This is a genomic window from Pseudoalteromonas rubra (assembly GCF_005886805.2).
GTDB lineage: Bacteria > Pseudomonadota > Gammaproteobacteria > Enterobacterales > Alteromonadaceae > Pseudoalteromonas > Pseudoalteromonas rubra_D.
Window position 1 is genome coordinate 1,024,654 of the sequence record NZ_CP045429.1, and the last position, 20,939, is coordinate 1,045,592.

The 20,939-nt window shown below is 44.3% G+C and carries 14 protein-coding genes; 12 read left to right on the plus strand and 2 right to left on the minus strand.

The window, feature by feature from the left end; all coding sequences use genetic code 11:
* The first annotated feature begins 208 nt into the window (after positions 1 to 208).
* The 9 genes from clpP (at position 209) to CWC22_RS24590 (ending at position 12,547) form a co-directional block, all read left to right on the plus strand.
* Entirely contained in the window at positions 209 to 826 is a 618-nt protein-coding gene (gene clpP / locus CWC22_RS04625) for an ATP-dependent Clp endopeptidase proteolytic subunit ClpP (protein WP_010386465.1), read from the plus strand.
* A gap of 143 nt (positions 827 to 969) precedes the next feature.
* A complete protein-coding gene (clpX, locus tag CWC22_RS04630) occupies positions 970 to 2,253 on the plus strand; it encodes an ATP-dependent protease ATP-binding subunit ClpX (RefSeq protein WP_125564497.1) in 1,284 nt (427 codons plus the stop codon).
* 183 nt (positions 2,254 to 2,436) lie between these two features.
* Positions 2,437 to 4,800: an endopeptidase La gene (gene lon, locus CWC22_RS04635; RefSeq protein ID WP_125564498.1), complete on the plus strand. Its 2,364-nt coding sequence runs from the start codon at positions 2,437 to 2,439 to the stop codon at positions 4,798 to 4,800.
* 224 nt (positions 4,801 to 5,024) lie between these two features.
* Positions 5,025 to 5,297, plus strand: coding sequence for a nucleoid-associated protein HU-beta (gene hupB / locus CWC22_RS04640; RefSeq protein WP_010386462.1), 273 nt, complete (start codon positions 5,025 to 5,027; stop codon positions 5,295 to 5,297).
* Positions 5,298 to 5,627: 330 nt separating this feature from the next.
* Positions 5,628 to 7,541 (plus strand): SurA N-terminal domain-containing protein, encoded by a 1,914-nt coding sequence (locus CWC22_RS04645; protein ID WP_138539192.1) that lies wholly within the window; start codon positions 5,628 to 5,630, stop codon positions 7,539 to 7,541.
* An 830-nt stretch (positions 7,542 to 8,371) separates the two neighbouring features.
* On the plus strand, positions 8,372 to 8,518 hold the full coding sequence (locus CWC22_RS04650) for a hypothetical protein (protein WP_164517640.1): 147 nt from the start codon (positions 8,372 to 8,374) through the stop codon (positions 8,516 to 8,518).
* 1,483 nt (positions 8,519 to 10,001) lie between these two features.
* Complete coding sequence (locus tag CWC22_RS04655) at positions 10,002 to 10,148, plus strand: hypothetical protein (RefSeq protein ID WP_155946429.1); 147 nt, start codon at positions 10,002 to 10,004, stop codon at positions 10,146 to 10,148.
* A gap of 35 nt (positions 10,149 to 10,183) precedes the next feature.
* Positions 10,184 to 10,738 (plus strand): hypothetical protein, encoded by a 555-nt coding sequence (locus CWC22_RS04660; protein ID WP_125564502.1) that lies wholly within the window; start codon positions 10,184 to 10,186, stop codon positions 10,736 to 10,738.
* Between the two features lie 1,131 nt (positions 10,739 to 11,869).
* The gene (locus CWC22_RS24590; protein WP_125564504.1) at positions 11,870 to 12,547 is read left to right on the plus strand and encodes a helix-turn-helix transcriptional regulator; all 678 of its coding nucleotides are present in this window, start codon (positions 11,870 to 11,872) and stop codon (positions 12,545 to 12,547) included.
* Between the two features lie 77 nt (positions 12,548 to 12,624).
* On the opposite strand, the gene CWC22_RS04670 is transcribed toward CWC22_RS24590, so the two are convergent.
* Both CWC22_RS04670 and CWC22_RS04675 read right to left on the minus strand, forming a co-directional pair.
* Positions 12,625 to 14,760, minus strand: coding sequence for a winged helix-turn-helix domain-containing protein (locus CWC22_RS04670; RefSeq protein ID WP_138539194.1), 2,136 nt, complete (start codon positions 14,758 to 14,760; stop codon positions 12,625 to 12,627).
* A 409-nt stretch (positions 14,761 to 15,169) separates the two neighbouring features.
* Positions 15,170 to 16,264 (minus strand): hypothetical protein, encoded by a 1,095-nt coding sequence (locus tag CWC22_RS04675; protein WP_125564507.1) that lies wholly within the window; start codon positions 16,262 to 16,264, stop codon positions 15,170 to 15,172.
* Between the two features lie 196 nt (positions 16,265 to 16,460).
* Here CWC22_RS04675 and CWC22_RS04680 point away from each other — a divergent pair, with 196 nt between their 5' ends.
* The 3 genes from CWC22_RS04680 (at position 16,461) to CWC22_RS04690 (ending at position 20,939) form a co-directional block, all read left to right on the plus strand.
* On the plus strand, positions 16,461 to 16,655 hold the full coding sequence (locus tag CWC22_RS04680; RefSeq protein WP_138539195.1) for a hypothetical protein: 195 nt from the start codon (positions 16,461 to 16,463) through the stop codon (positions 16,653 to 16,655).
* Positions 16,656 to 16,748: 93 nt separating this feature from the next.
* Complete coding sequence (locus tag CWC22_RS04685; RefSeq protein WP_171045125.1) at positions 16,749 to 19,202, plus strand: penicillin acylase family protein; 2,454 nt, start codon at positions 16,749 to 16,751, stop codon at positions 19,200 to 19,202.
* Between the two features lie 3 nt (positions 19,203 to 19,205).
* Complete coding sequence (locus tag CWC22_RS04690; protein WP_125564512.1) at positions 19,206 to 20,939, plus strand: cyclic peptide export ABC transporter; 1,734 nt, start codon at positions 19,206 to 19,208, stop codon at positions 20,937 to 20,939.

The following is a 20,939-nucleotide window of genomic DNA, read 5'->3' on the forward strand; positions in this document are numbered from 1 at the left end:
TCTGTGTTTTGCAGTGCTGCGAGCCATTTTTGTTTTATTTGCTCAAAGCAACACGGTTGTGTGTATACTTTTGTTTATCAGCATCTTTTGCATAAACTTCTGTCTATAAACTTCTTGTCAATTGAGTAAACAAATTGTGCTTGTCCTTTGTATGAGACAGGCGGCCAGGTTTTGCAGTGCACTTCCCTGTTTATAAGGAATCTATAAAATGAATGACGGTATGTTTGATCCTCTAAACGCATTAGTCCCTATGGTTGTTGAGCAAACAGCGAAAGGTGAGCGTTCTTATGACATTTATTCTCGTTTGCTAAAAGAGCGGATTATCTTCCTGACAGGTCAGGTTGAGGACCATATGGCAAACCTGATCGTTGCTCAGCTGCTGTTCTTGGAATCAGAAAGCCCTGAAAAAGACATTTATTTATACATCAACTCACCAGGTGGCTCGGTGACTGCGGGTATGTCTATTTACGACACGATGAATTTTATCAAACCAGACGTTAGCACTGTGTGTGTTGGTCAGGCAGCCAGTATGGGCGCCTTTTTACTCTCTGGTGGTGCCAAAGGCAAACGTTATTGCCTGCCAAATTCTCGCGTCATGATCCATCAACCTCTTGGCGGTTTCCAGGGCCAGGCGTCGGACTTTGAGATCCATGCAAAAGAAATTCTGACGATCAAAGAAAAGCTGAATCGTCTGATGGCTGAACATACTGGCCAACCTTATGATGTGATCGCGAATGACACTGATCGTGACAACTTTATGAATGCTGAGCAAGCCGTGGATTACGGTTTGGTTGACGCTGTTCATAGCAGCAGAAATATTAAGTAATCTATATTGGGCTGGCGTGTTTCTGATCGCTGTTAGATAAATGCATCTGGCCCGGCTATACCAAAGGCAAAATTCTTTGGTATAGTTAAAACATGTATTGTGTTATCGAAGTAGATAACTGACCAAATTTAAGAGGTAGCTGAATGTCAGACACTCCTACAGACGGCGACAAGAATAGTAAGCTCTTATACTGCTCATTTTGTGGTAAGAGCCAACATGAAGTACGCAAGTTGATCGCTGGTCCGTCAGTGTACATTTGTGATGAATGCGTCGAACTGTGTAACGACATCATTAGAGAAGAAATCAAGGATATAGCGCCGCAACATGATTCGTCTGATAAATTGCCGGTACCAAGAGAGATCCGCAATCACCTTGATGACTATGTGATTGGCCAGGAGCACGCTAAAAAAGTGCTCTCAGTTGCCGTTTATAACCATTACAAGCGACTGAAAAACCAAGGTTTAAAAGGCGATGTTGAGCTAGGCAAGAGTAACATCCTGCTTATCGGTCCAACAGGTAGTGGTAAAACACTGCTTGCAGAAACACTGGCACGCTTACTGGATGTGCCCTTTACTATGGCGGATGCAACCACATTAACCGAAGCGGGTTATGTGGGTGAGGATGTCGAGAATATTATCCAGAAGCTTTTACAGAAGTGTGACTACGACGTAGAAAAAGCACAGCGCGGTATCGTTTATATCGACGAAATCGACAAAATTTCGCGTAAATCGGATAACCCATCTATCACGCGCGACGTGTCTGGTGAAGGCGTTCAACAGGCGCTACTCAAACTCATCGAAGGCACGGTAGCTTCGGTGCCGCCACAAGGCGGACGCAAGCATCCTCAGCAAGAGTTCTTACAAGTAGACACATCGAAAATCCTGTTTATTTGTGGCGGTGCCTTTGCTGGTCTGGACAAAGTGATTGAGCAGCGTAGCCATACCAACACTGGTATTGGTTTTGGCGCTCAGGTTAAATCGTCGGATAGCGAGCGTTCTTTAAGCGAAACCTTCAAAGATGTTGAACCCGAAGATTTGGTCAAATACGGTCTAATTCCTGAGTTTATCGGCCGATTGCCCGTGGTTGCGACCTTGGCTGAGCTAGATGAAGATGCCCTCATTCAAATCCTTAATGAGCCTAAAAACGCACTAACGAAACAATATGGTGCGTTGTTCAAAATGGAAGGGGTTGAACTTGAGTTCCGAGAGGATGCACTTAAGGCCATCGCGCACAAGGCAATGGAGAGAAAAACAGGTGCCCGTGGATTGCGCTCTATTGTTGAAGGCGTGTTGCTGGATACCATGTATGACCTGCCTTCAATAGAAGACGTAAGTAAAGTTGTGGTAGACGAAACCGTCATTAAAGGTGAGTCTGACCCAATTTTAATTTACGAAAATAACAGTCAGGATAAAGCTGCGTCGGAGTGACGATTTGGTTTTATCGCAAAAAGGAGCCTCAGGCTCCTTTTTTTGTCTACAGTTTAGTTGTTCCAGCAATCAACAAACTCAAACTAGAAATTGATATGGATTGGTATATAGGTTGAACTTTTTGAAGGCAATCCCCATATACCTCCCTAATCCTTGAAACTAATGAAGTGCGAAGAGAATATAATGACGCTTGAGAGAATGGATCGAGTCGAGATACCCGTATTGGCACTGCGTGATGTGGTCGTATACCCTCATATGGTGATCCCGCTGTTTGTAGGCAGAGAAAAATCAATAAAATGCCTTGAAGCAGCGATGGAAAATGACAAGCAAATTTTTTTGGTGGCGCAAAAAGAAGCGTCAATTGATGACCCCGACACGGATGATATTTATCAAGTCGGTACCGTCGCTACTGTATTGCAGTTATTAAAGTTGCCTGATGGCACCGTCAAAGTGCTGGTTGAAGGTACTCAGCGTGCCAAAATCGAACGATTTTTGGTGACTGATGATTATTTCCTGGCCGAGGCGCAGTTTATTGCCTCTGAGAACATTGAAGGTCCTGAGCAGGATATCTTTATCCGCAGTGCCATCAGCCAGTTTGAAGGGTATGTAAAGCTTAACAAAAAGATCCCGCCCGAAGTACTGACGTCCGTCTCCGGTATTGACGAAACGGCACGTCTTGCTGACACAATGGCTGCGCACATGCCGATTAAAGTACCAGAAAAACAAAAGGTACTTGAGTTGTACAACGTTACTGACCGGTTAGAGTACCTGATGGCCTTAATGGAAGGCGAGATTGATCTGCTTCAGGTAGAGAAAAAGATCCGTTCTCGGGTCAAAAAACAGATGGAAAAGTCTCAGCGCGAGTACTATCTCAATGAGCAGATGAAAGCCATTCAGAAAGAATTGGGTGAGCTGGATGATGTGCCAGATGAATTTGAAGCATTGAAAAAGCGCATCTCAGAGGCACAGATGCCCAAAGAGGCTGAAGAAAAGGCGACCTCTGAGCTAAATAAGCTAAAGATGATGTCACCGATGTCGGCTGAGGCAACAGTGGTGCGCTCTTATATTGATACGCTGATTGGTGTGCCTTGGAAAAAACGCTCAAAAGTTAAAAAAGACCTGGCCAATGCCCAAAAGATCCTGGATGCAGATCACTATGGCCTGGAGAAAGTCAAAGAGCGTATCATCGAGTATTTGGCAGTACAGCAACGAACAAATAAGCTCAAAGGGCCTATTTTGTGTCTTGTAGGGCCTCCAGGGGTAGGTAAAACCAGTTTGGGGCAATCTATCGCACGGTCAACAGGACGTAAATATGTGCGCATGGCGCTGGGCGGCGTGCGCGATGAAGCGGAGATACGAGGCCACAGACGTACTTACATTGGCTCAATGCCAGGCAAGCTGGTACAGAGCATGACCAAAGTGGGCGTGAAAAACCCGCTGTTCCTGTTAGACGAAATCGACAAAATGTCTTCGGATATGCGTGGTGATCCGGCTTCAGCCTTACTAGAGGTACTCGACCCGGAGCAAAACAGCAGTTTTGCCGATCACTACTTGGAAGTTGAGTATGATTTATCGGATGTGATGTTTGTTGCTACGTCTAATAGCTTCAACATTCCGGGCCCTTTGCTTGACCGAATGGAAGTGATCCGCTTGTCAGGCTATACCGAAGACGAGAAGCTCAATATCTCTAAGCAGCATTTGATCCCGAAACAAATTAAGCGGAACGGATTGAAGGAGCAAGAGATTGAGATTGAGGACAGTGCCATCATTGATACTATCCGCTACTACACACGAGAAGCTGGCGTTCGTAACCTTGAGCGAGAGCTGTCAAAATTGTGTCGCAAAGCCGTCAAGAGCATTTTGCTGAGCAAGTCAAAAGATAAGGTTGTGATCAGTGCTGAAAACCTGGAGAGCTATCTGGGCGTACAGCGTTTTGATTACGGTAAGGCCGAAGATGGCGATCGCGTTGGTTTGGTTACTGGATTGGCCTGGACTGAAGTGGGTGGCGATTTACTGACCATCGAATGTGCGGCAGTGCCCGGCAAGGGTAAGCTGGCGTATACAGGCTCTTTGGGTGATGTAATGCAGGAGTCGATCCAGGCTGCTATGACTGTGGTACGCAACCGGGCTGAAAAGCTAAGGATCAATGGCGACTTCTATGAAAAGCGCGATATTCATGTACATGTTCCTGAAGGTGCGACGCCGAAAGATGGTCCAAGTGCTGGTATTGCCATGGTCACAGCACTGGTTTCAAGCTTAACGGGTAACCCGGTACGCAGTGATGTTGCAATGACCGGTGAAATCACATTACGTGGTGAAGTTCTGCCGATTGGTGGACTCAAAGAGAAGTTGCTGGCAGCTCACCGTGGTGGCATCAAAACCGTCGTCATTCCTAAGAAGAATGAGCGGGACCTGAAAGAGATCCCGCAAAACGTACTGGAAGGTCTTGAAATCCATCCTGTGAGCTGGATTGACGATGTTTTATCTCTGGCACTCGCTCACCCGGTAGACAGTTTTACGGTTGAGTCACAAAAGTCGCTTGGGTAAAGCAGAAAAAGTACATAAAAGTGCGTAAAAAGGGTTTTCAAATCTACATGGTATGCTAACTTAAGCACTGTATTAGCCTGGTAGCTCACAACCCCCGTGGTTACTAGGCTTTGAGACATTAGATGAAATAGAGAATCGTCAGATTTCTCTGAGTTAACTACAAAAGTGATGTTAGTGGTAAGCCCTCATCGCTCTTGATAATAACAATGTAAGAGGATGATATTGTGAATAAATCTCAATTAATCGATCAAATCGCAGCTGATGCTGATATTTCTAAAGCGGCTGCTGGTCGTGCTCTGGATTCATTCATTGAGTCAGTAACTGGTGCGCTAAAAGACGGTGACTCAGTTGCCCTAGTCGGTTTTGGTACTTTCTCAGTGCGTGAGCGTGCAGCGCGTACCGGTCGTAACCCACAAACTGGTGCGGCAATCGAAATCGCTGCAGCTAACATCCCATCTTTCAAAGCCGGTAAAGCTCTGAAAGACGCGGTAAACTAAGCAGATTTCGCTCAGTCTGCCCAACAACCTATGTTAAAATAGTGTGATTGGGCCAGATAAGCTTCAAGATAAAAAGCGTATCTGCTAAGATACGCTTTTTTTATATCAGTTGGATAGTGTCGCACATTGGCGAGGCTAATGGAGATGAAGCTAAGCGCGATATCACATATGCGCTTCGAAAAGTCTGCACATAAATACTTGCAATCGCCGCGCATATCCATATTAATAGGTACAGAAACAGGGCGCTGGTGTGTCATACTCAGCGGAACTGGGTACGCAGATAAACCCAAAGTACTGAGCGTGCTTTGACTTAGATAAGAGATAGAATAAATGCTAGAAAAGATTAGAGAAGGCTCACAAGGCCTGGCAGCCAAAATTATTCTTGGTGTAGTGATCTTGTCTTTTGCGTTGGCAGGGATCGGTGGTTACCTAGGTCAAACCACAGAGCAAGCCGTAGCAGAAGTAAACGGAGTCAAGATAACGCAAATGGAATTTTCCCGCGCCTATGAAAATGAGCGTGCACGCCTTGAGCGTCAGTTTGGCGAATATTTCACACAAATCTCAGCAGATCCGGCATATATGGCTCAGATCCGCAGTGGTGTTATTGACCGTCTGGTACAACAAGAACTACAAAACCAGTTAGCCATTGAATTAGGGCTGAGAGTCAGTGATGAGCAAGTTAAGGAAGCTATTTTTGAACTGCCTTACTTTCAGCTAGGTGGCGAATTCAGTAACGACAGATATTTACAGTTGATCCGCCAGATGAACTTCAAGCCTGATACGTTCCGTGAATACATGCGCGAAGAAATGACTCGTAATCAATTGGTTTCAGCGGTTGCAGGATCAGATTTTGTTTTAGATAACGAATTAAAGCAAACGTTGGCATTGCAGCAGCAAACACGTGATATTGACTACATGCTATTGAGCAAAGAGACCGTCAAAAGTGAAGTGGCTGTAACAGAAGCGGAAATTGCTGATTACTATGAGCTAAATCAGGAGCAGTTCCAGGCACCGGAGCAAATTGCTTTGCAGTACCTTGAGCTAACATCTGGCGATGTGACGCTGGATGAGCCTGTGACGGATGAACAAGTCCGCGCTTACTATGAAGAGAATCAGGCTCAGTACCTGGAAGAAGAGCGTCGTCGTGTAGCGCATATCCTGATTGAGAGTGCTGAAGATGCACAAGCGGCACAGCAAAAAGCGGAAGCTTTGTACCAGCAATTACAAGAAGGTAAAGATTTTGCTGAGCTTGCTGCAACTGAATCAGATGATGTCGCGTCTGCGGAAGTCGGTGGTGATCTGGATTGGATCGAGCGTGACATGATGGAGCCTGAGTTTGAAGAGGCTGCATTTGCTCTCGCTAACGTCGGTGACTTCTCTCCTGTGGTTGAAACTGAGTTTGGTTTCCATATTATCCAGTTGACCGATTTACAGGCACAGCAGTCAAAAGCGTTTGAAGAAGTTGCCGTTGAGTTGCGCGCTGAGCTAGAGAACACAGCTAAAGCCAATGCATTTTATGAAAAACAATCGCAAATCGCAGAGCTGGCGTTTGAAGTGGCAGATTCATTAGAAGATGCAGCGGCTGTTGCAGATATTGAGTTGAAGAGCACTGAGTTGGTATCACGTGCGGCGCTACCTGCTCCGTTAAATGATCCAAACATCGCTAATGCCATTTTCACACCTGAGCTAATCGAAGACCGAGTGAATTCAGAAGTGCTGGAAGCGGGGAGTGAGCATATTGTTGTTGTACGTGTTTTGGACCATAAACCAGCCACTGTGAAGCCTTTGGAAGAGGTCACTGCGCAGATCAAAACGCGCCTTGAGAACGAAAAAGCGTCAGAGCTTATCAAAGAGAAAGCGAACACCTTGTATGCACAGCTGGAAGATGGTAAAGCACTGAGTGACATCGCAGCGGCAGAATCTACGGAAGTGAAAACGGAAGCAGCCCTGAAACGTCAGAGCTTTACTGTTGCTCCAGAAATTGTCCAACAGGCATTTAAATTGGCACACCCGGATAGCGAACAGACGCAGTCAGCTTTGGTTGAACTAAATAGCGGTGATGCCGCGCTGTTGGTGCTGAAAGCCGTTACAGTTGCTGAGGTGACCGGTGAAGTTGAACCACAGCAGAAGCAGAATATCACTATGTCAGTGGTTAATAAGAACTTCTTAGCACTGCTTGGTGCATTGGAATCTGATGCTGAAGTAGTGCGTCCAACGCTGCAATTTAGCGACGAGATGCAGTAATCACAGTATCCGCTTACTGGTTGTGAGTGCCAGAGCTTAGCGTTAGTACTTACAATTAAGCAGCGACTGCTAAATGAATAATCCGATATCAGTGTCCTGATATCGGATTTTTTTATATCTTTTGTCTTGCAAACCAAACCCCATGGTGACATTGCTAAAGTGGTCATTTATATCAATTTCACTTAATACCTGGCCAATTTGAAGGAGTCGGTATGACGCTAACGGCGTTAAAAATTTCTCATTTAGAATCTTTGCCTAAGGTATGAACTCGCAAATTTTCGCCTCACCGACATATATGTAGGCGGTGCTATTGACCCTATTTTCTCGCCTCAAAATAGCGCACTCAATTAAGAAAATTGGTATCACTTGCTTAGAGGGCAGCTCCAGCCGTTTTTGAGGTGATTCGAGTGCGCTGACATTGCGTTGAGCAGATTCGTTTTCTTTCGCTTTCTGTGCACCATTTTAAAGCAATATACATCCACGTAGTCATTCAGGTGAGCCTACAGTGTCGTTGTATTAGCACTAACAGGTGCCTTACCTGTAATCACTAAGCAGTGTTTTGACGTAAAAAACGTACTGGATTTAGCCTTAATTACTCTGCAAACCTATGCTGAGTGCTGTGAAACAGCGGCTTTCTTAAATGTTATGTTTTTTCAAACTGGTATCGTTAGTTTTATTGCTATTTAAATCAGGTGTTTATGTCTAATTATTATGAAAAACGATAAGTTTTGATAATTAGTGTATTTCTGGGGTATTCGCTAAGGTTAAACATGTCACCAGGCAGGTGAACACGATACAACTAATTTGCTATAACAACAGGAAATCTGGTCATGTTTAAGTTGAAAGCCAAAAAGTTAAAAAACCTTACTACAAAAGTGCTTCTTGCTCCTGGTAAAACACAGCTTGTCGCTGGCGGGGCTGCTCAACAGATAGATACACATAGCATCACACAAATAGACACGACTACAAACCCCTGAGTGTGGCACCTAGTGGTGCATGTTACGGGTTTAGCAATGCCGGTCATCGTCTTGCCTTAACCTCTCTAACGGTGCACCTGATACATTGGTACGCAGTTTAAAGAAGCTAAAATAATGCATAAACTTCGTTTTCCCTTATGTTCGATCGTCTGGGCCTGTCACCTGAGGGAATACCTTATACGTATCGTCCGAACTACCCAGGCTGTCAAACAAGCCGATAAGCCACGACTCGATAGTTGATTGAACACAAGTGTATTCAGGTTCAATAGCATTCCTTTTGGTACTGATAAGGACAACCAAATACACATAGTCCTTCACTGATATCTGGACTCATCCGGCACATCTGAACGCACTCTAATAGCCGACCTCAATCCAATAGTCGGCTTCAATCTTACAGCTGACCTCAATCTAACAGCTGACCTCAATCTAACAGCTGACCTCAATCTAACAGCTGACCTCAATCTAACAGCTGACCTCAATCTAACAGCTGACCTCAATCCAATAGTCGGCTTCAATCTAACAGCCAACCCCAATCTAACAGCCAACCCCAATCTAACAGCCAACTTCAATCTAATAGCCAACCTCAATCTAATAGCCAACCTCAATCTAATAGCCAACCTCAATCTAACAGCCAACCTCAATCTAACAGCCAACCTCAATCTAACAGCCAACCTCAATCTAACAGCCAACCTCAATCCAATAGCCAACCTCAATCTAACAGCCAACCTCAATCCGGTAGTCGATCTCAATCCGGTAGTCGATCTCAATCCGACATCTGGACCCGGTCCACCATTTGGGCGCCGAATTTGGGTTTGCGTTGTAGGAAAACTTGAATGAGCCTGCTGTGCAAAAGGAAGTGCAGCACTGACCGGGTGAGCAGAGAAGTACTTTGTTAGTCAAGTCAGGCGGGACATTGCGCTCCAAATCTTGTGTGCCTCTTTGATTTCATTAACTGCCTGGATCTTTGAGACGAAGTGGTGTCTGGTCTTTGTTGGGCTTGGGCTTGGGTTTGTGAAGCAGGATAAACCGGCTGATGGAATAAGTGATGTGTTTTGCAATATATTTCAGTATTAGGCCAATATGATAAATTAAAGCCTGTTTAACTCTTTTTTTTAATGTCGGCAAATGTTTTCTTTTGGTTCTTGCTCTGAGTTTTTTCAAGATGTTTTTCACTTCCATTTCGCCAGGTTGTAGCAAATTTCATTTTTAACGTGTCTGTTTTCTTTGTTTTTCTTGCGTGATTTGGCTCACTTTTCTTGTTCTTTTTTGTATGTCGGTCAATACAAAGCTTATCATGTGAAAAGGTCTGGGTAATGTGTTTTTATATTCATAAAAAACAATGGTTTAGTGTGTAATGTTATCTTCAAGAATAACGTTTCATAACTAGGTTTTTTAGCATCTCTGGTCAATGATAGTTGCATCACCACAACGGTGTTTAACATTTAAAAATTAATTGAATAAACATTAAATAGAGATTGTCACGATGCTTAAACTTAAAACAAAAAAACTAAAAGAACTTACTAATAAAGAAATTAAAGATAATCGCCAGACTAAGTTTATTGCAGGTGGTACAGATACGCATAGTATTACTCAGGTAGGATTTATTAACCCTAAAAACATCACTGGTTAATTAGAATATAAATAGTAATAGGAGTTGATAAATTGATGGGATCCTATCTTGTGTTGGCAATGGGGGCCGGATTGCAGTCTGTTTCAGGTAATCTTGTGTTGCAAGAGCCCGCCAGTGAGTATCATTACTCCAGGGAAACTGGCCGAGTTGTAGAATTGGCTATTAAGGTTGGTAGTGAAGTAGCCAAGAAAAAAGTGATGCTTGAGTATGTCTCTGAGGACAGCAAAAAAACGAAAACACTTATTTCTAACGAAAACGGGTATGTTGACTATGTAAACCCGAATGCCGTGCCCGGCAAGGTGTTCGCGCCTGGCGAGTTGTTGTTGAGAGTACAAAGCAACCGGGTTTTTGGCGCCCATTACTTCGAGCAAAAAGAAATTGAAAGTATGGAGTTTGCTCTGGAGATACAAGCAAAAGGGCGTCTGTGGTTGTGCTCAGATGCAAGACCTATTGAGGTTAGGGTGGATGATATTGCAAAAAACAGCCTGTTGGTCTCGATGAAGCTAAAAAAAGAAGAGTATAGTCAGCTACAGCATACTATCACGGAGGGCAGTATTGCACTTCATCAGTCAATGCAGGCTTGTTTATAACCCCCATTTTTACCTCCAGCATTCTGTGAGGCGGTCAGTGCTTGCTAGCATGCCATGTTCAAAGTCATTGTGTCATGTACATTCGTACTTCTCATTTGGGTCCACTTTCAAGTAGTGGATCTTTTTCCTTTTTGAAAAACTTCACACAAATTTGAATGGACTGAATCGGCGGTGTGACCCGTTAGTGTCCAAACTCCGAACGTTTTTGCCTGTTAAAAGATTACAGCAGGTAACCTGGTACCGATGTTTGTCAGGTGCTATTCTCTGTTATCCAGTTGCGCCACCTAGTTAACTGAACTAAACATCTAACTAAGTCACAGTCATTGAATCCTTTCGGTTTGTGTTTTTGTCTTTTGAAACGCGGATTGTTAGGTATGTCGTTGGCCTGTTATCCATAGGGTGCCATTAGTCTTTTGATGTGTGTTTGCGTGGCTGACTTATGTTTGCACTGTACAACTTTTCCTGGTGCTGTTTACACTACCTCGCCCTGGCCAGATTGAATTGCCACTATTCAGTGTCAATCTAGCTATCACATCTGCCGCCAGCGTGATTCTCTTTCTTGCCGCAATCAAAATTCGGTCTGTTTATTTGACCATGCACGACAGCACATTTTCGATAGCTGTACGTACTCAAAAGGTTATACCAATTTCACTTAATACCTGTTCTATTTGAAAGAGCAAATATGACGCTAACGGCGTTAAAAATTTCTCATTTAGGATCTTTACCTAAGGTATAAGTTCGCAAATTTTTGCCTCGCCTATATGGACGATGGTGCCTCAACGATAGCAGGGCGCGGGTGCTGTGTTATCGACCTTATTTTCTCGCTTCAAAATAGAGCACTTAATTAAGTAAATTGGTATTAGAGTTTATTGCACAATTTGGATGCATATGAAATGGGATAAATTAGTAGTAAATAAGCTCTCACATCGAGTCGTTACGGGATCCTCTGCGGGGTGATATCAATCAATATATAGCCAGTATTTCACCATAATAATTGGTATTAAAGTGTTGATTTTATTGGTTATGTTTTTATTTTTCGAGATTTGATTGCACGCGTTTGCTGGGGCACTATGAGTTCCATCAAAACAATAAACACGCTTTGCTTACTTGGCGCAAATTGAGGAGCTAACAATGCAACAAAATACGACCCTTGGCCTGTTTGACACGCAGCACGAAATTAAACAGATGATTACTAAATTTGAGGAAGTAAACATCGCTGAAGAGCTAACAAGTACATTGAAGTCTATCTCAAAAGAGTCAGGCTACAATTGTCTGGGCTTTATCGATTTTTGCCCGGTATCTGCGTCCTCATACGAAGAAAAAGTTTATGGTGAGATTTCTGCCGAGTTGGCAGAGGAAATGTCAGACACTGCGATCTTTGAACATTGTAAGTCAGGTATTCGATTGTTGCCGTTGCACAGTATACTCAATCACAGCAATCAGAAAGGCCAGGTGTATGTGATGCCTATGCGGGGTGTGACAGGCATTTATGGAGGCTTGGTATTCGATATCCCAGAGAGCTTTTGCCAGCAGAAGAGTATTGAGTTTGTTGACTGGTGCTGGACGATTATCTCTCCCTATTTGCTGCAGGCTGCGTTGCGCTGCAGGGATAAAAAGTTACATATTACAAAACGCGAAAAAGACTGCTTAATGTGGGCTTGTGAAGGTAAAACGTCTTGGGAAATCAGCCAGATACTTGGTATCTCTGAGCGCACGGTTAATTTTCATCTGTCTAACTGTATTGTGAAAACAGATAGTACAAACAGGCAGCAGGCGATCGTAAAGTGTATTATCAACAATTTGATCTAATCACGATGACTGACGTGCTTTTCGGTGTTGTATATCAGCGTTCATGGTTGGGGAGGTGTCCTCCCCAGTACGCCAGATCATTCAGACTGGGTGATTTCTGCTTTGACCAGCTGGTTTTCAACGACTTCAATAATGTCGAGGTAAAGCGCATTGGTTTGTTGAGAAAAGCTGATCCTGTCTATGACATAGCTGGAACTGTCAATTTTGTATAATTCCTGCCTGGGCTCGGTATGGCTGAAATTAATCTTAAAGACGGTCTCACCGTCGGAGTGATACAAGGACCCATTGCCCGCAGCAATCGAGTGTTTATATTTGGCTTTTGACAGCTCAATTCTGTCAGTCTTTTCACCCGTATTGATATTGTATAAAGACACTTCATCATGTGATGATAAACTGGCATAAAACTCACTATCAAGCTGCCCAAACCACAGTGGGCGTTCAATGGGTAATGGAATGCTCTTATCCGAATCGAGAGAGTGCATAAAGGCTTTTCCTCTCAATGTTCTTGCATCCACAACGGTATAACCGATGCTATTTTCTTCAAGGTACTCAGCCGACACTATGGTGCCATCAACCTTGATAGAGCCAGTAAGCGTCAGGGTCTTACTATCATAGGTTTCGAGCCTATCATTGTAGTGGAGCAATAGTTCTTGTCTTTGCGCGCTATAATGAATTGATTCATAAGTCGACGCCTCAAGTGCAAGCGGTTCATGCTGACCATCAGGTAAAGCACGATAAATGGAACGCAGTCCACCTTCCTGACGCAAAAAAATCACACTGTCTTCAAAGTCAGTAGCTTGTACGTCATCATACTCACTTTTAACTAAAGGCTGCAGTTCGCCGCCCTCGGGGCTTAAGGTATATATGTCCTGTAAAAAGGGATAAGTCACTGCCAGTAAGGCGTCGTGGGACAGTGGCTGATTACTGGCATATTTAACATTATTTGGCAATTTCGCCGCTGAGGTAATGGCTTTCTTATCCAGCGAATAGGTAAACAAAATATTCTCAACATTATCTAGCCAAATCAAAGAATTAATTTTCTTCTCGTAGGATAAAGTCCAGATCCGGTTGTTGGTGTCATGTAGTTTAACCTGGTTTCCACCATCCAGGTCTGTCATGTAGAGTTCACTGCCCTGATAGTGATGCCTTTCAAAAATAATAACTTCCATATCAGGGATATAAGTCAAAAACCTATCTCCATATGAATTCAAATTTGGTGATGTAATTTGAAATTCCTGGCCTGTTTCTATATCACGGCTGGCAAGTGCTGCGAGTTCATCCCTGTCGCGATAACCGCTCTTTGAATAAATGAGTCTGCCATCGCTGACACCTGCACCTGTGAAACCTTGCAAGCTACAGTCAAACAGGTATTTATTGGTACCGTCAAAACTGGTGTTTATCAGCCATACTTCGCATTGTTCATTGTTAATGGCCCGATAGAAGACCTTATTGGAATCTGCTGACCAGCCGATAGGGAAGTAGTTAGTTCCTTCTTCTGCAAGGCGTTTTTCATGGCCTGTTTGTAGCGTTTTGACCACCAAAGAATAATTCTGACTATTCTTTTGAATAATAGAGAAGGCAACGAAGTTCTTATTGGGCGAGATATTTGGTCTGGTATACCTGCCATTGACCCAGGACAGTACTGTTTCCTGCACTTGCTTTTCTATGGGGCTAACAGAGGCGTCACTCAGCGCTGTGTCCTGGTTAATAAATGCCAGACTAATGCTGGCTGCTAGAGTACTGATGACCGCAGCAAAAATCCACGGGGCCTTTTTCCGCTTTACTGATCGTTCGGCTGGTGTCACTTTTGTGTTTAATTCGGTTGTAACCGCAGGGCTGGGTTTAGATTGGTCAACTGATTCCGTTTTGTGGTATTCAACAAACGGTTCAATGGCTAAGCTGTAACCCTTTCTATAGTGAGTTTTAACTATGATGCCCTTTTGGTTCTCTGATTTCAGTGTTTTCCTGAGTTCAGAGATTGCCCGGTTTATTGCATTGTCATCAACATATTTCTGACACCAGACATCGTCCACTAAATTTTGTCGAGTGATGATAGTATCCGAATTTAAGATCAAATAACTAATGATGCGAAACAGAAGCGGTTCGAGTTCTTTTTCGATGTCGCCGTCAGTGAGCACCTGACGCTTTGGGTCAAGTTTCCAGGATCCAAGTGTGATCGATTTAACTGTTCTAGAGAAGCTGACTTCGTTCATTGTCCTGAATTTGTTGTTATTAGGAATATGTCAAGCGTTCAGACTATATCTATAGTCTTTTAAAAACTCAACAGAAAGATGGATAGGCGGTTTTATTTTACAAGTGTTATTTTCATTGTTGCCCAATGTTAAGAAAGTGAGGGTGAGAAACGATTTCTATTAAGTGTTTGATTGGTATGTGATTGTTCTGTTTTTTTGAATGGCTTGGTGGACCAGTGGTCGAAATGGTGAATATATAATTTCTTACAATATCGGGTCGGAGCGGACTCTAAGGCCGCTAAGCGACCATTAGCATTTAACAAAGCCTGGAGGAACTATTGCAAAACACGAACCATTTTTTGCCTGATATGTTTTCCTGCAACAGCGTCACGTCCATTGTTGAGTGAGTTATTCCATGCGCCATTGGCTACTAACTGTCAGTTTCCTTAGTCTTACTATCCAATACCTCAATGACTTTTGCCAGGGTGTCCGTTACGGCTTTTCGATTGTCCCAGTCCACAGCTTGCCAATCTACCTCATCCACTAATTCTGTAATGTTGTGGGTCAGGAGCATTTTAATTGTTTCCACATGCTGAATGGGTTTTACCCTGAAAGCTTTTGTCTTAGGTTTGGTTGTCAATTTTTGCCCAGTGAGTTTGGCATGTATCCGTTTATTGATCTCGGCTTTGTCTGTCACGGTTAGCAGGGTTTTATCAAACTCGCTGTAATAGTCATTCTCAACCTGTTTAACGATTTTTTTAACGTTGATAAAAGGCAGCGTGACCAGCCCCTGTTCATACGCCTGAATAACGCATTTATACCGGGTAAGCACATTGTAGTTATCAAAACTCCCCATGGAGATACCTAAGTTGGCCGCCATTTCTTTAACGGTTAGCTTTTTCTCACCGACTTTTAATCTTGCCTGACTAAGGCTTTCCAGTTCCTGCATTGCACTGAGAAAAGCTTGCAGCTTGCCATATTGAGGCAGGTCGTCTCTGCTGGCATTCTCCTGAAATTGTTTAACTTTCGATAGCAATGGTTTGGCATCATACACTTTAAACTGGGCGCTTGAGTCATAACCATTGCTGTAAACCATGGCAAAAAATCGGCGATGTCCGGTCAGTATTTGATACTGTCCGTCCTCTAAAGGGTAGACGGTCGGCACTTGAATAACCTCGGCTACAGAGATGTTTTCGGCCAGTTCAAGCACGGACTCTAGGGTTTGGTTCGCTTTTTTCCACTGGGCGGTGCCGTAGGCAAAGCAGTTTACAATGCAGTTCTTTCCTATTAGTACGTGGTCTTTTGCATCATACATTTCAACTAGCTGGTTTTTGGTTAGCCAGCGTGAAGTGAATTGTCGTGCATGATCATCTTCCATGAACTTGGCTGGCAGAAATCGTGCATTGTGTGGATCAGGCGTCACAGAAGATAAGAATAAAGAGGTGTACTCAAAAGTTTCAGAATTCAGCCCTTTTCGACTGTTCACGTTAGCCAGCATCAGCTGGTCTAATTTTAGCTTATTCATAGGGTTAGGAACCTTTTACTGCACTTAAGGTTAGTGGTGAACACCTTAGTTGGTAGATCTAACAGGTATACACTCAAGGGTTATCGATGCACCATGTGAACCATACTAACTAATCGCTCTGGTGTGAAGTCTTAAATCGACGCACAGCACAGCAGAATAAATTTAAAGCGCAGTTTACAAGCGGTGGAGTGAAGGTATGAATATTGATTTAAGCATCATTGAATGGGCGTTTGAGAAGGGATACAACCTGGGCTCTGCAGATATGAGAGAGGGCGTTTATATCTCAGAGGAGGGCAGACGCTCCCTGTTAATGGCTGACATCAAAGCATTTGTGGAAAGCCATCAGGTGATTGCCTCCGAACAGGAAGCCCTTGCCGCAAGCCTGAATTGACGATGACAGCACGCTGACGCATATCCGGTCGATGTCAGCGGAGACTCATTCCGACCTTAAACCTTGTTTTAATCAGTAGCAATGATCTCATGCATGAGATCTCAAACTTCTGTTGGTAGTGAATACATGCAAATAAGAAATTGGTTTACACGACATCCTCTGTTGTGCCGGTTTGGCACCTTTATTTTGGCACCGTCAGTACTGTGTGCTTATGTGGCATATCAGCAACAGGTCATTTCAGCTTTACCGCAAGCGGGGGCAAGTGCGGTCTCGGTTGCTGTCCAGGAGCAGGTTACGGTAACGCGCGACGCACATGGTGTGCCATATATTGATGCGGATTCAATGGCAGATGCTTATTTTGCGATGGGCTATCTGCATGCACAAGACAGGCTGTGGCAGTTAGAGTTACAACGCAGGCTCAGTGCCGGTAAGTTGAGTGAGGTGTTTGGCAAAGAGAGCCTGAACTATGACGTTTGGGTTCGCACGTTGGGGCTCTATGAGGTGGCTGAACAAAGTAAGGCTTATTTGTCTGAGCAGGCTTTGGCGTCATTGCAGTCTTATACGGCCGGGATCAATGAATTCCTGAACCAGCAACCTACACTGCCAATTGAGTTTACTATGCTCGGGATTACGCCAGCGCCATGGCGTGTTGAAGATTCACTGGCATGGATGAAAATGTTTTCTCTCAGTATGTCGGGCAACCTGGAAGAAGAGATCCAGCGTAGTGTGGCATTAAAAACATTACCCAAAACCTTGTTCGCCGAGTTTTTCGGATCTGAACTGGTGCCGTCAGAGTCACTGGGCGAAGGGCAGGTTGCCAGCCTGTCGGGGTTACATCACACCATTAAGCAATTGGAAACCGACTATAAGATTGGCGGTAAACATATAGGCAGTAACGCTTGGGTGGTTTCTGCTGAAAAAAGTGCATCTGGCAGTGCTATCTTGGCCAATGACCCGCACCTGGGTCTGCAAATTCCCTCTTTGTGGTATGCCGTATCGCAGCAATTGCCAGACTCTCAGTTACAGGGTATGAGTTTGGTCGGGTTACCTGTCATTGTATTTGGTCAGAATAATTACATTGCCTGGGGTGGCACCAATATGGAGGCTGACCTGCAAGATCTGATTGTGGAACAAATCCATCCGGAAGACCCCACGCTGTATCGCTACCAGCAACAGTGGCTACCTTTTACAGAGCGCACTGAATATATCAAAGTGAAAAGTGATTTTCCGAGTCTACTTAAGCCCACCTATCGGGATGTTGAACTGAAGATCAAAGAAACGCTGACCGGTCCCGTGATCAGTAAAGCCGGTTTGCCTCAGGCAGTGTCTCTGCGCTGGACGGCATTGCAGGCACAGGACACCACTTATGAAGGCTTTTTTCACATTAATCATGCCCAGAACTGGCAGCAGTTTAAGCAGGCTGCGGATAAAATTGCATCACCCAGTCTGAATCTGTTTTATGCAGATAAGCAAGATAACATTGGTTTTACTGGCGCGGGTAATATTCCGGTTCGCGAGCGTGGCACAGGTATATTACCGACTAAACGGGGTGCTGAGGGAGATGTATGGCAAGGGTTCATTCCAAAAGATGAGATGCCGAGCGAATTCAATCCACCACGAGGTTACATCATTAATGCCAATAACCGTAATGTGGCATCGAGTTACCCTTATCATATTTCTTCCAGCTTTGCGGACCCTGCCCGTGCAGAGCGCATTGAACAGCTACTCAATACACAGCCACTGGATGTGAATTACATCAAACAGATGCAGATGGATGTAAAAGACCTGACGGTTATCAAGTTAAAGAGTGTGATGGAAACGGTCGTCGCGGAAGACCTGTGGCAGCAAGAAGCGCTTGACCATCTGAAAACCTGGCAAGGAGATGCTCCGACCGACAGTATTGCCGCAACGATTTTTTATACCTGGGCGAGACAAATATACCGAGTCTTACTCAATGATGAGCTCATTCCTGCATGGAATGAGAAAGCGGCAACGCGCCAGCTACTGGGTCTGCGTGGCAGAGTGAGTTACGACCAGCTGGCTGAGCTGCTGGCGCAAAACACCCCGCTATGTGACGACACCAACACGCTAGAAACAGAATCTTGTGAAGAAGTATTACTCTCAGCGCTAGACAGAACTTTAATCCTGAACAGTAAGTTACAGGGGGATGAAATTGACAACTGGCAATGGGGTAAGTTTCAGACGACTCGATACGACCATATGCCGTTTGGCAAGGTGAAGCATCTCAATAAGGTGTTCTCACGAGAGGTAGCGACCGGTGGTTCCACCAATACCGTTAATGTAGCGGCAGGTTTCTACGAAAAAGACAATGGCTTTATTCAGAACTATGGTGCCGGGTTCAGACAGATTATTGATTTGGGCGGACGCTATGAGTTTATGAACTCTACGGGGCAGTCTGGTCAGGTCGCCAGCGCGCATTATGACGACATGATCACTCTGTTCGCTAAGGGACAGTATGTGTCATTTGAATCACCCACAGAGGCATCTCGCAAGCTAACGCTAACCCCGAATCAAGGGCAGGAGTAAACCGTGAATTTATTAAAACTATTTAGTGAGAGCTATCCCAACCGTGTGTTTATCTCGGTGTTGTTGGGAGCCATTTCAGGGATTTTATATTCGGGGCTTATTCCCTTTGTACTGATGAGTATTGAGAGTCCGACACCCGGATTGCAGTTGGCTGAAGTTCCGCATGCACGATATGGGCTACTGGAAGTCGCAAACTATAAACTGGCTGCGTTGTTTTTTCTGGCCTGTACATTCATTCTGATCATGAGAAGCCTGTCAGAGATTTTACTGCAGCGCGTTGCAACGGATGTTGCCAGAAAACTTAGAGTGAGTTTTTACGATAAAATTTCCAGAACGCCTTTGTATGCCATTGAGAAAATGGGCTCGTCTAAACTGGTTGCTTCTGTGAATCTGGATGTACCAAGGATCGTTAATGGCGCACGTGCATTACCCCTGTTGCTGATCAATCTGGTGACTTTAGTCGGTATGCTGGGTTTTCTGGTCTACCTCAATGATGAAGTCTTTAAGATGGTGATGATCGCTATTGCGTTTGGCATCCTGGCGTATCAAGTCCCCATGTATTTTGGCAACAAGCTGCTGACGCGTTCTCGAGAGTACCGGGATGCAATTCAGGAAGGTGTGAATGGTTTGCTCTCTGGCGCAAAGGAGCTCAAGCTCGATGCGCAAAAGCGTGCTTATTTTCATCAGGACGCTTTGCTGAGCAATGAAAAAAACATTCTTAAAAATGAGAAAGCCGCGCAATCTGTGCTGATATCAACCATCAACTTTGGTGATTTAATTTGTTTCTTTGTCATCGGTGCGCTGTGTTTTATTTTCGTGAATTACCACTCCATCAGTAATAGCGAGTTGGTCGCGGTAATCATGGCTTTATTGTACGTGACCGGCCCCATCGCTGTCTTGCTGAATGCTTTGCCTCAGATGATGATGGCGACGATTTCATACAAGAAGTTTAATACGCTGCTCAATGAATTACCTGAAGAGGAAATCGAGTATCAGATTTCAGATGTGCCTAGCTGGCAGACACTGCGCTTCGATAAAGTTGAGTTTGCTTATCCCAGTGATCAGGATGAGGCTGGCTTCGCTGTTGGTCCAATCGACCTGACACTGAATCGTGGCGAAATCGTCTTTATAGTTGGCTCGAATGGCTCCGGCAAATCAACTCTCAGTAAATTGTTGACGCTGCATTATCAGGCGGTTGGCGGGCACATTTATTTCGATGATGCGGCACTGAACAACACCAATATCGAAAGCTACAGACAAGGGATCAGTGCTATCTACTCTAACTACTACTTGTTTGCAAAAATTCTCAAAGAGTTGGATGACGCCACGATGGAGCTGATCCAGCATTATCTGAAACTGTTACACCTGGATCACAAGGTCACGATAGAAGACGGTTATTTCTCTACCGTGTCGTTATCTGATGGTCAGCGTAAACGTCTCGCTTTGCTGGTGGCCTTTTTAGAAGACAAGCAGGTGTATTTGTTCGATGAATGGGCCGCTGATCAGGACCCAATTTTCAAAGAAGTCTTTTATAAACGCATCTTACCCAGCCTCAAAGCAAAGCAGAAATTGGTCATTGCCATCACGCACGATGATAAGTATTTCGACCTGGCAGACAGGGTCATTGTGATGGAAGGCGGCAAGGTCGTAGAGCAGACCTCATACACACAATACTTCGACAAATTACAGTTAAACCAGTCCGCCAAAAACGATTTTCTGGCAGAGGTAGGAGCTTAA